The following is an 18244-nucleotide window of genomic DNA, read 5'->3' as shown; positions in this document are numbered from 1 at the left end:
CTATCTATGTTTATTGTGATGTCATTTTTATTCTGCCGAGGAGTCGCTATGAGTCATTTTCGTCCGGTTGAATTACAACACGCCAGCCGACTGCTTAATCACGGCCCCACCATTTTGATAACCAGTCGTGACGCGAATACAGAACGGCGTAATGTGATGGCGGCCGCGTGGTCAATGCCCGTGGAATTTGATCCGCCGCGGGTAGCCATTGTTGTCGACAAGACTGCCTGGTCGCGCGAACTGATCGAACGTAGCGGTCAATTTGGTATTGTTATTCCAGGTGTTGCCGCGACGAACTGGACCTATGCCGTAGGGAGTGTTTCCGGTCGAATAGAAGATAAGTTCAACTGCTACGGCATTCCGGTAGTCAAAGGCCCGGTATTGGGGCTGCCGCTAGTAGAAGCCAAGTGTCTCGCCTGGATGGAATGCCGCCTGCTTCCTGCCACAGCGGCTCAGGACAAATATGACACCTTGTTTGGCGAAGTGGTCTCGGCTGCCGCTGATGAGCGAGTCTTCGTGGAAGGTCGTTGGCAGTTTGATGATGGCAAACTTAATACCCTGCATCACCTTGGTGCCGGAACATTTGTCACCAGCGGGAAACAGGTTACTGCCGGTAAATAATCACCGACAAATGGATGGCAGATCCGCCTGTCATCCCCATCAGTCTTCTCAAAACTTCCGAAAAACCAGTCAGATAAATCGTTTCCCTTACCTTGCCGAATCATTCATGTGAATTATAGTTAATCGTGCACTAAGTCAAATATTGGTTCAAAACGCAATCCGTTAAAGCAGCATCCCCCCAGAACTGGACTTATGAAGTGTCAGAGAGGTTTTACGATGCAACTTAATAGAATCGCACAAAGCTTTATACTTGCTGGGTTATTAACGTCTTTTGCTGTTCCCGTCATGTCTGCTGAAGCCCCAAAAGAGGCGACGGCAGCCACGCAACAAGCCAATAATGCACTCTACAATCAACTCCCCTTTTCTGATAACACCGACTTTACCGACGCGCACAAAGGCTTTATCGCCCCGATTCCTCAGGACGTGATCAAAGGTGAACAAGGCAACGTTATCTGGAATCCGCAACAGTACGCGTTTATTAAGGAAGGCGATAAGGCACCGGATACGGTAAACCCGAGCTTGTGGCGCCAGTCTCAGTTGATCAATATCAGCGGGTTGTTTGAAGTCACGGAGGGTGTCTATCAGATCCGTAACCTCGATTTGTCGAATATGACCATCATCGAAGGTAAAGAAGGTATCACCGTTGTTGACCCATTAGTGTCGGCAGAAACGGCCAAAGTCGGCATGGATCTCTACTTTAAAAACCGTGGCAAAAAACCGGTTGTCGCGGTGATTTATACCCACAGCCACGTCGACCATTACGGTGGTGTGCGCGGTGTTGTTGATGAAGCAGATGTTAAAGCAGGCAAAGTGAAGGTCTATGCGCCTGCCGGTTTTATGGAAGCAGCGGTTGCTGAAAACATCATGGCCGGTAACGTCATGAGCCGCCGCGCCAGCTACATGTACGGCAACCTGCTAAAACCGGATGCTAAAGGCCAGGTCGGCGCGGGACTGGGAACCACCACTTCCGCAGGGACGGTTACACTGATTGCGCCAACGAATATCATCGAGAAAGATGGGCAAAAAGAGGTTATTGATGGCCTGACCTATGACTTCATGTTGGCTCCAGGCTCCGAAGCGCCTTCAGAAATGTTGTGGTACATCGAAGAGAAAAAACTCATCGAATCGGCTGAAGATGTCACCCATACCCTGCACAACACCTACTCTCTGCGCGGTGCAAAAATTCGCGAACCGTTGCCGTGGTCCAAATACATCAACGAAGCAATTGTTCGCTGGGGTGATAAAGCGGAAATTCTGATGGCACAGCACCATTGGCCAACCTGGGGCAATGACAAGGTGGTGAGCCTACTGAAAAGCCAACGCGATCTATACCGTTATATTAACGACCAGACGCTGCGCATGGCCAACGAAGGTCTGACCCGTGATGAAATCGCGGCGAACTTTACGTTGCCGGATTCACTGGCACACACCTGGGCGAACCGCGGGTACTATGGCTCCGTTAGCCATGATGTGAAAGCCACCTACGTGCTGTACCTCGGCTGGTTTGACGGCAACCCAGCCACACTTGATGAACTGCCGCCGGAAGAAGCGGCGAAGAAATTCGTCGACTATATGGGCGGTGCGGATGCCATTCTGCAAAAAGCAAAAGCTGACTACGATCAGGGCAACTATCGCTGGGTTGCACAGGTGGTGAGCAAAGTCGTATTTGCCGATCCGAACAACCAGGCCGCGCGAAACCTGGAAGCCGATGCGCTGGAACAATTAGGCTATCAGGCAGAGTCTGGTCCGTGGCGTAACTTCTACCTGACGGGCGCACAAGAACTGCGCAATGGCGTGGTGAAAGGCCCGACGCCGAATACGGCCAGTCCGGATACTGTCCGCGCCATGACGCCAGAAATGTTCTTCGACTACCTGGCGGTACATATTAACGGGCAGAAAGCGGGCGATGCGAAATCAGTATTCAATATCGACCTTGGTAGCGATGGTGGTAAATACAAACTGGAGCTGGAAAACGGTGTTCTGAACCATACCGCTAATTCCGAAGCGAAAGATGCGGATGCCACTATCGCGCTCAATCGCGATACGCTGAACAAAATCATCCTCAAGGAAGTGACGCTGAAGCAGGCGCAAGACAGCGGTGACGTGAAAATTACCGGAGACGGCGCCAAGCTCGACGCCATGCTCGGTTACATGGACAAATTTGAATTCTGGTTCAATATTGTCACGCCATAATGGCATCAAAAACGGGCGAATGACTCGCCCGTTTTTTCTCACATACTGTAACCGGGTTTTTTAATCAACGTGTCCATCTGCGGCACGATTTCCGCATCCCATACGGCTTGCCACGCCTCAGGCTCAATCTCATTCAATGCCACGCTGACTGAGCTGTCTTTGCTTTGCAAATGACGAATAATGACATCTGTAATATCCGCCGCCAGTGCGGTTTTTTGTTCGTTGGTAAGGGCGCGAGGAAAACATTTAATATCGATATGCGGCATTGCAGGTTCCTTAGTGTTTTGGGCAAAACAGCGATAACGTAATATGCGCCAGTTAGCAAAATTCCTCCAGACGTCTTTCGTCTACATTGATGCTCAGATGCACAACGTTACCGGCCTGGCAAACGTTGAAAGCCGATTTCGACGATCGGCTTTTTCAAAACTACCCGCGTTAATTCTTACAAACAAATCGCTCACCAAACGCAATATCTTGCCGCAGTTCGCTTTGCATTGCCTCGAGTGCATCCTGCTCAATGCGGCTCAGGTCAGTTAGCGCAATAACGCGAGATACACCGTTGACGCCCAATTCTACTGGCTGGGCAAAAAAACGGGCGTATTGGCTGCCGCTTTCTACATATGCGCATTCTACAATGCTTTGTTCCCCACTCAGTGCACGGAGTAACGACAAACAAAAACGTGCGGCTGCCTGCCCCATTGATAATGTGGCCGACCCGGCTCCCGCTTTAGCCTCGACGACCCGAGTCCCGGCATGTTGTACCTGGTCTGTCAGCGCACGGATCTCGTCATCGGAAAGTTTTATCTCCGTAAGCTGCGAGAACAACGGCAGGATCGTGACGCCTGAATGTCCACCGATGACCGGAACCTCAACGTCCCGCACGCTGCAGCCTTTCATTTGTGCAACAAACGTATTTGCACGAATGACATCCAACGTGGTGATACCAAAGAGCTTGTTTTTATCGTAGACGCCAGCCTTTTGCAGGACATTAGCGGCAATCGCCACCGTGGTATTAACAGGGTTAGTAATAATACCAATACAGGCATCCGGGCATGTTTTTGCGACATCACCAATAAGCTGATGAATAATATTGGCATTAATACTAAAGAGGTCAGAACGATCCATTCCCGGTTTACGGGCAATACCGGCACAGATAATAACAATATTTGCACCTTCCAACGCATGTTGAATCTGCGCGCTACAATATCCGTGAATATGTACATCGGTTGGAATGTGACTTAAATCAACAGCAATCCCTGGTGTTGCTGTTGATATATCGTAGAGTGCGAGTTCAGACCCCTCTGGCATGTTTAATTTAAGGAGTAACGACAAAGCTTGCCCTATTCCTCCGGCAGCGCCAAGAAGCGTAACTTTCATATAATATCCTTTACAAGGTTATCGACAGATATAATCAACCACGCGATATTTCAGATAAACATCACGGTAAAATAATCGCTAATAACAAGTCAATAATTATTCCTAAAAATCAAAATACACCAAGCATTGGCCAATAATACAATGCGCATAATGCATAAATCAGACAAGCAATCGCACACAGTACAATACCGACGCGCGGATAATCATTGATAGCAACCTTCCCGGTACCAAAGACCAACACGCCCGGAATGGTGTTATAAAACATCAATAATGGATAAGCGCCAATAATCATCCCACCCGGTAACGCCAGCATTGCCGGTGGCAGACCTGCCGCATGGGCAATACCAATCAGTACAGGCAACATTGCTGCCGCCATCGCGGTCGTGCCCACAAAGAAAATATGCATGTATTGCACGACGATAAGCACGACAATCAGCAAGGCGATGGTACTCAGCGTGGATAAACCCAGATGGTTAAAGATCAACATCGATATCCATTCTGCCGCACCGGTTTTCATCAAAATAGCCCCCATACTGACACCACCGCCGCAAATGAACAGCACTTGCCACGACACGCCTTTATTGGCTTCCGACCAATTAATCACGCCAATTTTAGGGAAGAAGAGCAGACAAGCCCCCAGCATACAGGCCGTGGTAGAATCGACACCTATCCAATCACCGGTGACCCACAGGAAGACCACGCCGAGGAAAATCCACAACGTTTTCCACTCAGCCGCAGACATTTTTCCCATCCCGTCCAGACTGTCTTTAATCAACTGCTCTCCACCGGGGATATGCGATTGCTCAGGCGGATAAGCAAACTGCAGGTAGATCCAGGTAATAAACGTCATCAGTAATGCTGGCGGGAATCCGACTATCAAAAAATCCAGATAGGAGATCATTGGCCCACCGGCATTATGAATAAATTCAACGGTAATGGGGTTTGGTAAATTGGCTGTCAAAATACCGCCGCTGATCGTGGAATTAGTAAACGACATGGTAAGCAACAAATTAACTGCAAATTTTGTTCGCCCTTCTTCTTTAAATAACGCAATCAAATTCAGACAAATGGGTAGCAGTATCGCGACTCTTGGAGTGGACGACGGAATAAAGAATGCCAGCACAATATTCGCAATGGTCACCCCCAGTGTTAAATTACGCACGCTACTGCCGGTAACTTTAAGTATTAAAAAAGTAATCCGTTCCGCTAAGCGTGTTTTGGTTAGCGCCACAGCCATAATAAATGCGCCAACCAGAAGATAAGAGGAAGATGAAGAAAATCCCGACAGTGCCATTTTTAAGCTGCATACTTTTAATAATACGGCAGCAGGAACAATCAGTAAGCTTGAAACAACAATGGGGATGGGTTCGGATAAGAACAGGATAAAAACACCCGCAAACAATACCAGCGCATGCTTCCCCTCCATGGAAAGTCCTGCCATGGGAAATGTATAGGTAATCGCCATCGCCAGGATCGCTAACGGAATTCCCCACCGTTTCTTAAACGACAACGCTTTTATTTTTTCTGCCATTATTATTAGCCTATTTGAGCAAGCCAGCCACAAACGTGGCTGGCATCTGTAGAGTTAACCCGGATAAACAGCGTCAATCGTTTCGCAGCCTTTCGCCGCGAGCGCTTTATCCACCCAACTGCGATCGGCTTTTCCGGTCTGCGCCGCAACCAGTTTTGCATGGTCGTTGGCAGAAAATTTGCGAGCTTCTTCCAGCAATTTTGCCGCATCATGTTTAGGGATCACAATGACGCCATCACTGTCACCGACGATAATATCGCCCGGCGTAACGTGAATATTGCCGCAGGCTACAGGAACATTGACTTCGCCTGGACCTTCTTTGAATGGGCCGCCAGGGGTGTGACCTGTCGCATAAACTGGAACCCCCATTGCATAGATGGTATCAAGATCACGCATTGGTCCGTCCAGCACGATGCCCGCAATGCCTTGAGATTTGGCGTAGGCGACCATGATCTCGCCCATCAGCGACTGGCTGCTGTCCCCTTCGTTGGAAACGATCAGAATGTCGCCAGGTTTAATCATGTTCAGCGCTTTATGCATCATCAGATTGTCGCCAGGACGCGCTTTTACCGTCAGCGCAACACCAACCATATTTTGTTCCGCAGGTGCCGTCATGCGACGAATGCGGCAATTCATCGCACTCAGGCGCCCCATACAGTCGGCAATATTTGCTGCTGGTATGGTTTTGAAACCTTCGATAACATCAGCTGTAGGCAGTTCACGTTGAGTAAAGACTCTGAATCCAATAGACATTTTATTCTCCAGTACGTCGTAAATATTATTTAATCAGGTGGTTAACACACAGACTCGGGGATAACGGTTTTCCGTTAAGGAAATTAATCACGTTGTCAGCGGCATGCGCAGCCATCGCGTCTAACGCATCAGGCGTGGACCCGCCAACATGCGGGGTCATAACAACGGTGGGTTGTGAGGCAATAGCATCGCTGAGGGGCAGTGGTTCATTAACGAAAGTGTCCAGACCTGCACCTGCAATTTTTCCACTCTGCAAAGCCGCTACCAGCGCATTTTCATCAATCAGCGGCCCTCTGGCGGTATTAACCAGAATTGCACCATCAGGCAGTAGTGAAAGCGCCTCTTCGTTAATCAGATTTCGGGTAGCGGGAACCAGCGGACAATGTAGGCTGAGCACCTGGCTTTGGCGAAGCAACGCCGGTAAATCGTTGACAAGTGTGACCTGTTCGATTGGGCTGGCCTTGAGCATGGGATCGTAAGCGACGACCTTCATGCCCAGCGCTATACAGAATTGCGCCAGCGTTTGTCCTATTTGGCCAAAACCCACCAATCCCAAAGTGCGTCCACTTAATTGTTGGCCGTTTCCGGCGCGGCTCCAGTTCCCTGTGCGTAAATCTCGGTCATAGGATGCAATGCGCCTGGCGGCCGCCAGCATGAGCCCTAATGCCAGTTCGGCAACCGATTGTGAGTTTGTTCCCGGCGTCACGAGGACGGGAATATTTCGTTCCGTCGCCGCATCGACATCAATGTTGCTTACGCCTACGCCATGTTTGGTGATGACTTTCAGCGTTGGACAAGCACGGATAGCTTCGCCCGTTAGCGCCATCGTGCGTGAAATAACAGCATCAACAGGCTCAGTGGATAAAATCGACAGGATCGCCTGCGGATCCGTTGAATCATTTACATATATTATTTTACAGTCAGCATCTATTAGTTTTTTAACACCCTTCGGCGCCAGTTTTGGTGCCGTCATTAATACGGTAAAACGCATCCTCTTCTCCTTGCCATAGTCGGGATGGGAGATTTTTACCCCAGGACAAGGCGACGCAACAGGCAATAATATTGATAGCGGCAATAACTTTTCGTTAAATAGCGTAAAAACAAAATTCGCTTATAAACATCATAAAATACAGTTGGTTGTATTAATTCACCAGGATGTTATTGCGTAATAATGCGGAACTGACAGGCGGCATGGTTCACACATTTCGCCGTATTTTCTTACTTTTTATGCAAGAGAAAACGTCATCTTTTTGCTGTCAGGTCAAAAAATAATGGCGCGTCATTCTCTACCATGCTGTGACGCTAATACCGGGCGGATGGGAAAAGGTGCTGTAGAGTCATGAATCTCAATATTCGCGATTTGACGTTTTTTTATGTTATTGCAGAAGTGGGTAGCCTCGCTCAAGCCTCAGAACGCCTTGGGCGCTCGCAACCTGCGCTGTCAAAATGCATCCAGCGTCTGGAAGAGGAAGTGGGTACACAATTATTGACCCGCAGCGGGCACGGTATAACGCTTACCGCCGCGGGTGAGTTACTGTGCGAACGGGCCAGAAAGCTCTGCTTTTTTATGGAGCAAACGGAACAGGACCTCGAAAACTATGTTCGCGGGGTGTCAGGCAAAATACGTATAGGCTGTGTACCGACTGTCGCTGAATATCTCATTCCTAAGCTTTGTCAGGCTTTTCTGACAGAAAACCCCCTCGCTATGCTCGAAATTGTTCCCGGAGTAAATAATTATCTCTGGGATAATCTGCAGAATTATCAGTTAGATATCATTATTGTTACTAAAACGATTAGCTATGAGAACGCCATTATTTACCCGATAATGGAGGATGCTGTGGTTTTAGTCGGCAGCTGCGAGCATCCTATTTTTACAAAAGAGTTGAAGTCAATTACGCCTCAAGACCTTGTCGAATACAAATGGTTGTTATCGGGGAAAAATACGGCCTCCCGACGCTGGATCGATCAGTTTTTTATTAGCCGGGGGCTTCCGCCACCGCGAGCCCAGATAGAAACATCATCGTTCCATCTCATGCCAAAAATCCTTGCGGCAAATAAAGAATTACTGGGCTTCATACCCCGGCGTAATTTGACCAAGGGCGGCGTGGTATATAAACAATTGAAGGAAATCCCGCTGGAAGGAACAGCAAATTCCCGTCATTTTATTCTTGGTCGACTCAAGGATCGCAGCCCCTCTCCCATCACAGAACGACTTATCAGGATGATCCGCGAACAGGGGCAAGACATGTTTTAAGCGTTCATCGCGTCAAATAATTCTGTTATTTTTCAGTACAGTACGCAGCCGCGGGATTTGACAAACCGCGTCCGCGATGGCGCTGATATTGGGCGTATTATCCTGAAACCAGTCATGTCCTGGCCCCCAGGTGCGCATAACAGCAATATAAACATCCAGCAACGTGAGCTGATCGCCAAACGCGTACGGTTCGGCGCTTAGCTGGTCATTCAGCCACATATAAAGCGATTTACGGTACTCAATGCAGCCCTTTTTCAATTGCGCCGGGGCGTCCGGTGCCCAGCGTTGTGGATAATCGGCATAGGTAAACGTGGGATAGACATTTGCCACCAGCCAAATCAACAGGCGCTGAAATTGTTGACGTTCCACATGTCCGACAGGCGGCGCCAGTTCGGGCCTGCTGTCCAGAATCATCAGCGCAACAGCCGCCGTTTCCGTCATCACATTGCCATTTTCCAGTATCAGTGTGGGCACCTGACACAGCGGATTCATAGTTTTTAGCAACGCCCGCGACGGCCCGTCGCTGTCAAAGCCGTCCACATTAATAAAGCTGTAAGGGATCTCCGCCAGTGTAAGCATCACTTCACTGATGGCCGATCCCCAGCCCGGTACCCCATAGACCTTAATCATGCTGCAACCCCTCAATGTTAAAACCCTAAGTGTAGAGCAGCATTCGACAATCTATGCAGCCGGAATTATTACTCTCATAATAACAATGCCGGAGACTACAACCGTCATAACGGATACGGGAGAGAATAAGAGATGCGTTCGAGTATGTTTGAATATATGAGCATTTTTGTGCAGGTTGTCGAACAAGGTGGTTTTGCCAAAGCCGCTGATGTGTTGCACCTGCACCGCCCCGCGGTGACGAAAGCAATTCAGCATCTTGAGGACGATCTGGGGACGAAACTCCTAAACCGAACGACGCGGAAGGTTACCCTGACCGAAGAAGGTGACGCATTTTACCGGCGGACCAAGGCACTGCTGGGTGACGTGGATGACATCATGGCCTCTTTCTCACCAACACGGCCTCCGCGTGGAAAGCTCAGGATCAACGCGCCACTGTCGTTGGCTCACTCGATTATCGTTCCCGCGCTAAGCGACTTTCAGTCACGCTATCCGGACGTTGAGATTGTTCTCACATCCACTGACCGCAAAATTGATCTGCTTGCGGAGGGGATCGACTGCATGATCCGCATTGGAGAATTGCAGGACTCCTCGCTAATATCCCGACGACTTGGCGAGGTAAAAATGGTGACCTGTGCGTCCGCAGATTATCTGGCTACACGGGGCATCCCACAGACACCGGATGATTTAGCTCAGCATCAGGCACTCAACTTCTTTAGCGAACGTCATCGTGACGCGCTGGAGTGGTCCTTTATCAACGACGGGAAAACGGTATCGATCGTGCCAGCAAGCCGAATGAGCGTAGACAACTCCGACATTCTGCTAACCGGTTGTTTATCTGGGCTGGGGATCATACACGGCGTTCACGCCGTACTGGCGCCCTACCTCCAGTCGGGACAACTGATTGAGGTGCTGCGTGACTATGCGGGAGACGCTAAACCGGTGTCTGTTCTCTACCCGGACAGGCGCTATCTGGCCCCGCGCGTGCGGGTTTTTATTGACTGGCTGAGTCAGCTTTTCGTACAGCAAAAACCACGACTTCAGGGATTATTACAATTTGAGTAATAGTGAAGTTCCGTAATGGCGGTTTTTCACCCTCACCAGAACCAATACATTGTGCGGACTCAAGTCAGAACAATTTACCGAGGTCCGCTATGTCTAAAGTCGTGGTTTTCAATCAAATGGGTGGCGCTGATGTGCTGAATATTCAGGATATTCAGACCCCGGCACCGCTTGCAAACGATGTTCAGATCCGCGTTCGTGCAATAGGTATTAACCGGGCGGAAATTATGTACCGTACCGGTCAGTATATTTACCAACCCAATTTTCCTGCTCGCCTGGGCTATGAAGCCTCCGGCATTGTTGAAGCCGTCGGTGACAATGTGCACGAGTTCGCACCAGGCGATCGCGTGAGCGTCATTCCGGCATTCAGCTTTCATCAGTACGGTATGTATGGCGAAATCGTCAATGCGCCCGCTCATGCGGTCGTCAAACATCCGGAAAACCTGAGCTTTGCCGAGGCCGCCGCCAGCTGGATGATGTATGTGACTGCTTTTGGCGCGCTGGTGGAGTATGCCAATATCGGGCCTGGCGATAACGTGCTGATCAATGCCGCGTCCAGCAGTGTTGGTCTGGCCGCAATTCAGATCGCCAACATGGTCGGTGCAACACCTATTGCGATGACGCGAACCCATGAGAAACGCGACGCTCTGTTGCAACTGGGTGCCGCTGAGGTCATTGCCAGTCAGGAGCAGGACCTGGTCGCAGAAATTAACCGTATAACTGGTGGCAAAGGTACCCGCGTGGTCTTTGATCCGGTCGGCGGCCCCGGTGTGGCGAAAATAGCCCAGGTAATGCCTGCCGGAGGGTTATTTTTCCAGTACGGTTCACTGGATAGTCGCGATTTGTCGATCCCGGTGATTGAGATCCTTGGCCGCCATTTGACCTTCCGCGGCTATGAGCTTTTCGAAATCACCACTGATGCTGAAAAACTGGCTCGGGCTAAACGTTTCATCTTTGAAGGATTGCAATCTGGGCAACTCAAACCACTGATTGATAAAACCTTTGCGTTTGATGACATCGTTAAGGCACACCAGTACATGGAAGCCAACGGCCAGGTAGGCAAAATCGTCGTTACCCTGTAATCGCTGTGCGGCACAACCCTGTGCCGCAACGCCCTTTTCCGCGTATTTACAGAACCTTCGACAAAAACTGCTGCGTGCGCGTGTGGCGTGGATAATTTAGCACCTGTTCACTGCTACCCTGCTCGACGATTTTGCCGTCAACCATAAACACCACCTGATCGGCCACTTCCCGCGCAAACCCAATTTCATGCGTCACCACAACCAGCGTGGTTCCCGACTGTGCCAGTGACTTAATCACGTCCAGCACTTCGCCCACCAGTTCAGGATCGAGTGCGGACGTCGGCTCATCAAATAGCATCACGCGCGGATTTAACGCCAGCGCGCGGGCAATGGCGATACGTTGCTGCTGGCCTCCGGATAAATGCCGCGACCAGGCATCGGCTTTTTGCCGCAGTCCGACAGCATCCAACAAGGTAAATGCCCGCTCAATAGCCTCTTTGCGCGAAGCCAGTCCGTGTGCAACAGGCGCTTCAATCAGGTTTTCCAGCACCGTTAAATGCGGGAATAAGTTAAAGTTCTGAAATACGTAGCCCACATTGATACGCTGGCGCAGGATTTCCGCCTCTTTCAGCTCATACAACCGGTCTCCCTGAAGGCGGTAGCCAATATAATCACCGTCAATCTGAATAAACCCCTCATCGACACGCTCCAGATGATTAATCGCCCGTAATAGCGTTGATTTACCTGAACCGGAAGGCCCGAGAATAACCGTGACCGTACCGGGTGGGATCTCCAGCGATACGTTGTCCAGTGCCTTATGGCGACCAAAATATTTGCTGACGCCGGTAATGGAAATATGACCTTCAGGCGAGTGGGACATGGATAGCCTCCTGCTGTGGAGCCTGGCGGCGACGTTTAACCGTGCGACTCACCCTGGCGGTGTTAATAGCGGATCGTCTCTCACTGCGTGCCAGCGCGCGTTCAACCAGATGCTGAATTAATGACAACACGCTGGTGATCACCAGATACCACACGGCGCCAACCATCAGCAGCGGAATCACTTCCTGGGTGCGGTTGTAGATCATCTGGATGGTGTAGAACAGTTCCGGCATGGCCAGTACATAAACCATCGCCGTTCCTTTTGCCAGGCTGATAATTTCATTGAACCCGGCGGGCAAAATAGTGCGCAATGCCTGTGGCAGGATAATACGCAGCGTGCGGCGCCAGGCAGGTAATCCCAGTGCGGCTGCCGCCTCATACTGACCATGATCAACCCCAAGAAATCCGCCGCGAATAATCTCAGCGGTATAAGCACTTTGCACCAGCGTCAGGCCAACAACCGCAGTGGAAAACTGTCCGAGGACATTGATAGTATCAAAGCTGCCCCACTGGAGAGCAGTGAACGGTATGCCGATCGCCAGCGTGTCGTACAAATAGGAGAAGTTGTACAAAATGATCAACACCACAATCAGCGGGAGTGAGCGAAACAACCAGATGTATCCCCACGCCAGGCTGGTTAGTAGCCAGGATGATGAGAGTCTGGCCAGCGCCAGCAACCCACCAAATACCACGCTCAGTAATGTCCCAATGAGCGTCAACAACAGCGTCTGCCCAAGTCCAGACAAGATAACCGGGTCGAAGAACCAGCGAGCAAACACGCCCCATTCCCAGCGCGGATTAAACGCGACAGACTGAATAATCGCCGCCAGCACAAACAGGGCAATAATCGCCCCTACGGTGCGCATCGGGTAACGTGCCGGGACGACTTTGATGGTTGCAGTCGTTTTCATCTTCTCTCCTCAGGCAATTTTGGCCTGACCTGCGATAGTCAACAGTTTGGTGAAGCGCAGTCGTCCATCAAAAGGCGGCTGGCTGTACTCTTCTGGATTACGTGTGGTATCGAACTGAGGATCGTACCCCTGACTCAAATAAAGCCGGACAGCCTCTGGCTGGCGAAAGCCCGTGGTCAGGTAGATACGGCTATAGCCCGCCAGTAATGCCCGCCGCTCCAGTTCCTGCACCACGTGCGCTGCCAGCCCCTGCTTACGCAGGCTGCTCTTAGTCCAGATACGCTTAATTTCAGCGGTGTCTTTGTCATAGGGTTTGTAAGCCCCGGTGGCGATAATTTCGCCGTCGCGCTCCAGCACCACAAAAATCCCCTGTGGAGCCAGATACCATTCGGTTAGCTCCACTTCAGCATCACGAGAAAAATAATCGCCATAGCGGGCGGCATATTCACCAAACAGTCCGTTGAGGATCGGCTGTAGCTCAATGGCTTCGGGCGAGACAACGCGGAATTGATCGCTCACATTGACCTCCTTAGTCGCCTAAACCGGCAGGGTTAACTTCAGATTGCGGGATACGTTCTACCCCTTCCCCCCAGCGGTTCAGCACTTTGTCATAGTCACCATTGCCGATCACACCGTTGAGGGCAGTTTGCACCGGCAGCACCAGGCCACTGTCTTTTTTCAGCGTGACGGCAATATGTGCGGCTTTCGGCCATCCGCCATCGACGCTGCCCACCAATTGCGTTTTACCATTGAGCGCCGCTTTCCAGGCCCCAATGACATTCGGACCAAAGTAAGCATCTGCACGACCTGACTGTAGAGCCAGCGTCTGAGCAGCATCATCTTTGGTATACACTGGCGTAAACGGTTTTAATCCTTTCTTCAGATTCTCTTCGTTCCACGCCAACAGAATGGCCTCCTGATTCGTCCCTGAACCGACGATAATGCGCAGCCCGGCAATATCTTCCGCCTGTTCAATTTTCGTCAGCGTGCTGCCGGTTTTGACATAAAAACCCAGGGAGTCCTTACGATAAGTGGCAAAATCGAACTTCTCTTTCCGCGCTTTGGTCACGGTGATATTGCTGATCGCAGCATCGTATTTCCCGGACGCCACGCCCAGTGGCCAGTCTTCCCATGACGTGGGTACGACATTTAGCTCCAGCCCCAGGCTATCGGCAACCAGGCGAGCAATATCGGCCTCACTGCCGATGAGCGTTTTATTATCATCGGCAAATACAGTCAGCGGCGGCTGGCTCAGTCCGGCGATAGCGACCGTGAATTTACCCGGTACAGCCAGGTGCAGGTCAGCGGGTAACTGCGCAATCGCCTGTGGATTTTTAGCCGTATTAATCGGTGTTTTATTGGCTTCCAGGCTCACGCCGGTGCCGTTGATAGTGACGTCATTTGCCCAGACAGTCGCGCTGAAAGCCAGTGACAGCGCAAGAAGTAGTGATTTTTTCTGCATAGCGTTTTTCTCTTATTGTGTGAATTGATTTGCAGGTGTTGCCAGCCCCAGGCTTGCCCGCAGCGTCGTGCCGGGATAGTCGTGGCGAAATAAACCGCGCGCCTGAAGCACGGGAATAACCTGTTCGACAAACCGTGGAAAGGTATCTGGCGTTCCCCCCTGGATGATGAAACCGTCGGCGGCTTTTTCCTCGAACCACTGCTGCAGACCATCAGCAACGTGTGCCGGTGTTCCACTAAAACGTGGTCGTGGACTGGCAGCTTCCAGCGCCACCTGACGCAGGGTTAATCCCCGCTCCCGCGCATTGCGCTTGATCTCGTCAGTGGTACTACGAAAACTGTTTTCCCCGAGGGTGCCAAGATCCGGGAACGGTGCGTCCAGCGGGTACTGGCTAAAATCGTGATGTTCAAAATAGCGTCCCAGGTAATTCAGCGCGTCGGTGATCGACACCAGTGCTGCGGTCGCCTGATACTGTTGCTCTACGTCAGCATCACTGTCGCCAACAATAATGCTGACGCCCTGGAAAATATGCAGTTCATCGGCATGACGTCCGACTGCTTCAAGCTGACTTTTTACATCCTGATAAAATGCTTTGGCTTCAGACAGCGATTCCTGATGGGTGAAAACAGCGTCCGCATGCTGCGTCGCCAATTTTTTCCCATCTTGTGATGCGCCTGCCTGAAATATAATCGGGCGACCTTGTGGGGTACGGCCAATATTTAGTGGCCCTGCCACCTGGAAATAATCACCATGATGGTTCAGGGTGTGTAATTTCTGCGGATGAAAGAACTCGCCACTTGTTTTATTACGGACAAACGCATCGTCTTCCCAGGAATCCCACAGACCTTTCACTACCCGTAAATATTCATCGGCAATGCGATAACGTTGAGCGTGCTCAGGATGCTGGGCACGGGAATAGTTTTTAGCAGAACCTTCCAGTGGGGATGTCACCACATTCCATCCGGCCCTGCCCTGGCTAAGATGATCCAGACTGGCAAACTGTCGTGCGGTAGTAAACGGCTCGCTATAAGAGGTAGAAACCGTGCCCACCAGGCCAAGATGACGGGTAACGCTTGCCAGTGCAGATAATACCGTCAGCGGCTCAAAACGATTTAAAAAATGTGGAATAGACTTTTCATTAATATACAGGCCGTCAGCGACAAAAATAAAATCCAGTTTCCCTTTCTCCGCAATATGTGCAGTCTCTTTTACAAAATCAAAATTAATACTGGCATCAGCACGCGCTGCCGGATGACGCCATGCTGACATATTCCCGGAAGCACCATGCAAAATAGTGCCCAGACGTAGTTGCCGATTTTCAGCCATAGTAACCCCTACCCAACAGGTAAATTAAAGGTGTGCGAATGCCGTTTTTGCTAAATGTGCAAAGTAGTGTGCGGCAGGTTCAATTAACCGTTCATCCGGATTAAACCCCGGATGATGTAATCCATATTCACTGGCACTACCGATGCTAACAAACGCCCCAGGCGTATTTTGCAAATAAACGGCAAAATCCTCCCCGCCCATATGCAGGTCGGCATGATGCGTCGTGTAACCGGATTGTCTGGCGACTTTGGTCGCAATATCGGCCCAGTGCGCGTCATTGACCAGGGCCGTGGGCCCGGCGTGCCAGATAACATCGATCTGTGCGCCAAAGGCGTGGGCAAACCCAGCGGCAATATCACTGACGCGTGATTTGACCTGTTGTTGCACCTCTGCGCGATGTGTCCGGAGCGTCCCTTCCAGCTCAACGGATTCCGGTAGTACATTCCATGTATTTCCCCCCTGAATTCGGGTGACGCTAAGCACCACCGAATCCAGCGTATTGACCTCACGGCTGGCGACACTTTGTAATACCGTCACCAATTGACTGGCGAGCAGGATGGCATCTTTTCCCTCGTGCGGACGTGCCGCATGCGCGCCTTTTCCGGTAATACGCAGCACAAAGCGATCCACATTGGCGTAAAACGCCCCTTCTCGGGTGGCAAAATCGCCTACCGCCAACCCGGGCTCGTTGTGCATGCCAAAAATCGCGGCCACATTTTGCAGGGCTCCGGCACGGATCAGCGTTTTAGCTCCACCAAAACTTTCTTCTGCCGGCTGAAACAAAATACGCACGCGCCCCGGTAGCGTGTTTTCCTCCTGCTTAAGCAACAGTGCGGCGCCGAGCATCACGCTGGTGTGAATATCATGTCCGCAGGCATGCATCACCCCCGGTGTGGCGGAGCGAAACGGCACATCGGTATTTTCTTCGATCGGTAAAGCATCGATATCCGCCCGCAGAGCGATGACATTTTCTCCCTGACCAATTTCGGCAACGACACCCGTTTTCAGATTGAACGGCAATAGTGTGACATCTGCAGCATGCAACCAGTCACGAATACGCGCGGTTGTCGCGACTTCCTGGAGGGACAGCTCCGGGTGCTGATGTAGCTCGCGACGCCAATCGATAAGCTGTGAGGCTAATGACATCAGACAACCTCCATCGTACTGTGGGCCTGTGCCAACAGGCGTAGCGATGTCAGGCGTGCATGACCTTCAGCCACCGGCGTATCGATAATGAACTCATCAATACCGTATTGCGCCTGCAATGAACGCAGTGTTGCCGCCACCTCCTGGGCGCTCCCCTGCAGTAGCGCCTGCTCACGCCGGGCAATTGTTCGTGGTGCGCTGCCCGCCTGCGCGGCGAAAGCCAGCGCTTGCTCTTCGCTGGCAACGGTAACGCGTTGTCCATCTTCCAGCTCGACGCCCCAGATTTGTACCTCTTCCGCCAGTTGCGCAGCTATATCACTGCTGTCAGCCACAATAACCTGCACGGCAACAATCGTTGGACGTGAACTGTTGGCCTGCCAGAAGCTCAAAACCTCATGCAGTAACGCTTTATCGCCGTTCAGGTGCGCCGCGAAAATAAAGTTCCAGTCAGACTCTGCCGCCAGACGTGCACTTTCTACGCTCGCGCCCAGCACAAATCTTTGCGGCGGCGCAGGCGGGAGCGGTGTCGGGAATACTGCCTGCCCACTTTCTGTCCCGGTCAGTGCCAGCCAGGCATTCAGTTGAGTAAGCTGGTCGGCAAAACTGCCTTTTTCTTCCTGATGCAGGCCCACCTGCAGTGCCTGTGTTGACAGCGGTAAGCCGCCTGGTGCTTTCCCAACCCCAAGATCGACACGTCCTGGTGCCAGTGAGGCCAGAAGATTAAAGTTTTCCGCTACTTTGTAGGGGCTATAGTGTTGCAGCATGACGCCACCGGAGCCCACACGAATGTGCTGGGTTTGTCCCAGTATCCAGGCGATCACCAGTTCCGGTGATGGGCTGGCAAGTTGCGGCGTATTGTGATGCTCAGCTATCCAAAAACGATGATATCCCCACTCTTCTGCACGTTGTGCCAGGCGCAGCGTACGGGCCAGTGCGGTTGCGGCAGTTTCACCTTCCCCGATGGGGCTTTTATCCAGAATACTCAGGCGATATGACATGTTGCAGGCCTATATTTGTTAACATGTCAGTATTATTAAATTATCAAATAACCATATAGAAACATTTAATTCACATTTGCTC

16 protein-coding genes and 1 pseudogene are annotated in these 18244 nt (G+C 51.1%); 5 read left to right on the top strand and 12 right to left on the bottom strand.

The window, feature by feature from the left end; all coding sequences use genetic code 11:
* Positions 1-48: 48 nt before the first annotated feature.
* Both NNO02_RS13855 and NNO02_RS13850 read left to right on the top strand, forming a co-directional pair.
* Positions 49-621: a flavin reductase family protein gene (locus tag NNO02_RS13855; protein WP_271442337.1), complete on the top strand. Its 573-nt coding sequence runs from the start codon at positions 49-51 to the stop codon at positions 619-621.
* A gap of 216 nt (positions 622-837) precedes the next feature.
* Complete coding sequence (locus tag NNO02_RS13850) at positions 838-2814, top strand: alkyl/aryl-sulfatase (RefSeq protein WP_271455048.1); 1977 nt, start codon at positions 838-840, stop codon at positions 2812-2814.
* Positions 2815-2852: 38 nt separating this feature from the next.
* Here the strand turns inward: NNO02_RS13850 and pptA are convergent, their stop codons facing one another.
* From pptA to NNO02_RS13825, 5 genes are all read right to left on the bottom strand, one after another.
* A complete protein-coding gene (pptA, locus tag NNO02_RS13845; RefSeq protein WP_271455047.1) occupies positions 2853-3080 on the bottom strand; it encodes a tautomerase PptA in 228 nt (75 codons plus the stop codon).
* A gap of 169 nt (positions 3081-3249) precedes the next feature.
* Positions 3250-4191 carry a malate dehydrogenase gene (gene mdh, locus NNO02_RS13840; RefSeq protein WP_271455046.1) on the bottom strand — a complete coding sequence of 314 codons (942 nt, stop codon included), beginning with the start codon at positions 4189-4191 and terminating at the stop codon, positions 3250-3252.
* Between the two features lie 109 nt (positions 4192-4300).
* Positions 4301-5722, bottom strand: a complete 1422-nt coding sequence (locus NNO02_RS13835) for an SLC13 family permease (protein ID WP_271442333.1) — start codon at positions 5720-5722, stop codon at positions 4301-4303.
* Between the two features lie 54 nt (positions 5723-5776).
* A complete protein-coding gene (locus NNO02_RS13830) occupies positions 5777-6475 on the bottom strand; it encodes an RraA family protein (protein WP_137381838.1) in 699 nt (232 codons plus the stop codon).
* Between the two features lie 25 nt (positions 6476-6500).
* The gene (locus NNO02_RS13825) at positions 6501-7466 is read right to left on the bottom strand and encodes a hydroxyacid dehydrogenase (RefSeq protein WP_271442332.1); all 966 of its coding nucleotides are present in this window, start codon (positions 7464-7466) and stop codon (positions 6501-6503) included.
* Between the two features lie 348 nt (positions 7467-7814).
* Between NNO02_RS13825 and NNO02_RS13820 the strand changes: the two genes are divergently transcribed.
* Positions 7815-8729: a LysR family transcriptional regulator gene (locus NNO02_RS13820; protein WP_271455045.1), complete on the top strand. Its 915-nt coding sequence runs from the start codon at positions 7815-7817 to the stop codon at positions 8727-8729.
* Between the two features lie 12 nt (positions 8730-8741).
* Here the strand turns inward: NNO02_RS13820 and NNO02_RS13815 are convergent, their stop codons facing one another.
* Complete coding sequence (locus tag NNO02_RS13815) at positions 8742-9359, bottom strand: glutathione S-transferase family protein (protein WP_271442330.1); 618 nt, start codon at positions 9357-9359, stop codon at positions 8742-8744.
* Positions 9360-9491: 132 nt separating this feature from the next.
* Here NNO02_RS13815 and NNO02_RS13810 point away from each other — a divergent pair, with 132 nt between their 5' ends.
* Together NNO02_RS13810 and NNO02_RS13805 are read left to right on the top strand one after the other, a co-directional pair.
* Positions 9492-10421: a LysR family transcriptional regulator gene (locus NNO02_RS13810; RefSeq protein ID WP_271442329.1), complete on the top strand. Its 930-nt coding sequence runs from the start codon at positions 9492-9494 to the stop codon at positions 10419-10421.
* A gap of 89 nt (positions 10422-10510) precedes the next feature.
* On the top strand, positions 10511-11500 hold the full coding sequence (locus tag NNO02_RS13805; RefSeq protein WP_271455044.1) for a zinc-dependent alcohol dehydrogenase family protein: 990 nt from the start codon (positions 10511-10513) through the stop codon (positions 11498-11500).
* 46 nt (positions 11501-11546) lie between these two features.
* Here NNO02_RS13805 and NNO02_RS13800 read toward each other — a convergent pair whose 3' ends face one another.
* The 6 genes and pseudogenes from NNO02_RS13800 to NNO02_RS13775 form a co-directional block, all read right to left on the bottom strand.
* Positions 11547-12320 (bottom strand): amino acid ABC transporter ATP-binding protein, encoded by a 774-nt coding sequence (locus NNO02_RS13800; RefSeq protein ID WP_137381829.1) that lies wholly within the window; start codon positions 12318-12320, stop codon positions 11547-11549.
* On the bottom strand, positions 12304-13230 hold the full coding sequence (locus NNO02_RS13795; RefSeq protein ID WP_271455043.1) for an amino acid ABC transporter permease: 927 nt from the start codon (positions 13228-13230) through the stop codon (positions 12304-12306). Before NNO02_RS13795 ends, NNO02_RS13800 begins: the two co-directional genes overlap by 17 nt.
* Before the next feature lie 9 nt (positions 13231-13239).
* The gene (locus tag NNO02_RS13790) at positions 13240-13749 is read right to left on the bottom strand and encodes a GNAT family N-acetyltransferase (RefSeq protein WP_271448824.1); all 510 of its coding nucleotides are present in this window, start codon (positions 13747-13749) and stop codon (positions 13240-13242) included.
* A gap of 10 nt (positions 13750-13759) precedes the next feature.
* Positions 13760-16018, bottom strand: a pseudogene (locus NNO02_RS13785) (NtaA/DmoA family FMN-dependent monooxygenase).
* A gap of 24 nt (positions 16019-16042) precedes the next feature.
* Entirely contained in the window at positions 16043-17164 is a 1122-nt protein-coding gene (locus NNO02_RS13780; protein ID WP_271455042.1) for an amidohydrolase, read from the bottom strand.
* Positions 17164-18162 (bottom strand): MsnO8 family LLM class oxidoreductase, encoded by a 999-nt coding sequence (locus NNO02_RS13775; RefSeq protein ID WP_271455041.1) that lies wholly within the window; start codon positions 18160-18162, stop codon positions 17164-17166. The genes NNO02_RS13780 and NNO02_RS13775 overlap by 1 nt, the downstream gene beginning before the upstream one ends.
* Positions 18163-18244: the final 82 nt, after the last annotated feature.

The sequence above is a fragment of the Citrobacter sp. Awk 2 genome, from assembly GCF_028069815.1.
Taxonomy (GTDB): domain Bacteria; phylum Pseudomonadota; class Gammaproteobacteria; order Enterobacterales; family Enterobacteriaceae; genus Citrobacter.
The sequence above is the reverse complement of the archived record's forward strand: the minus strand, read 5'-3'. Positions and strand labels throughout refer to the sequence as shown.

Coding starts and splice junctions, on each gene's coding strand:
- NNO02_RS13795 (WP_271455043.1), bottom strand. CDS start 13,230: ATGAAAACGACTGCAACCATCAAAGTCGTCCCGGCACGTTACCCGATG.
- NNO02_RS13780 (WP_271455042.1), bottom strand. CDS start 17,164: ATGTCATTAGCCTCACAGCTTATCGATTGGCGTCGCGAGCTACATCAG.
- NNO02_RS13825 (WP_271442332.1), bottom strand. CDS start 7,466: ATGCGTTTTACCGTATTAATGACGGCACCAAAACTGGCGCCGAAGGGT.
- NNO02_RS13830 (WP_137381838.1), bottom strand. CDS start 6,475: ATGTCTATTGGATTCAGAGTCTTTACTCAACGTGAACTGCCTACAGCT.
- NNO02_RS13810 (WP_271442329.1), top strand. CDS start 9,492: ATGCGTTCGAGTATGTTTGAATATATGAGCATTTTTGTGCAGGTTGTC.
- NNO02_RS13820 (WP_271455045.1), top strand. CDS start 7,815: ATGAATCTCAATATTCGCGATTTGACGTTTTTTTATGTTATTGCAGAA.
- NNO02_RS13815 (WP_271442330.1), bottom strand. CDS start 9,359: ATGATTAAGGTCTATGGGGTACCGGGCTGGGGATCGGCCATCAGTGAA.
- NNO02_RS13800 (WP_137381829.1), bottom strand. CDS start 12,320: ATGTCCCACTCGCCTGAAGGTCATATTTCCATTACCGGCGTCAGCAAA.
- NNO02_RS13835 (WP_271442333.1), bottom strand. CDS start 5,722: ATGGCAGAAAAAATAAAAGCGTTGTCGTTTAAGAAACGGTGGGGAATT.
- mdh (WP_271455046.1), bottom strand. CDS start 4,191: ATGAAAGTTACGCTTCTTGGCGCTGCCGGAGGAATAGGGCAAGCTTTG.
- NNO02_RS13775 (WP_271455041.1), bottom strand. CDS start 18,162: ATGTCATATCGCCTGAGTATTCTGGATAAAAGCCCCATCGGGGAAGGT.
- NNO02_RS13805 (WP_271455044.1), top strand. CDS start 10,511: ATGTCTAAAGTCGTGGTTTTCAATCAAATGGGTGGCGCTGATGTGCTG.
- pptA (WP_271455047.1), bottom strand. CDS start 3,080: ATGCCGCATATCGATATTAAATGTTTTCCTCGCGCCCTTACCAACGAA.
- NNO02_RS13850 (WP_271455048.1), top strand. CDS start 838: ATGCAACTTAATAGAATCGCACAAAGCTTTATACTTGCTGGGTTATTA.
- NNO02_RS13855 (WP_271442337.1), top strand. CDS start 49: ATGAGTCATTTTCGTCCGGTTGAATTACAACACGCCAGCCGACTGCTT.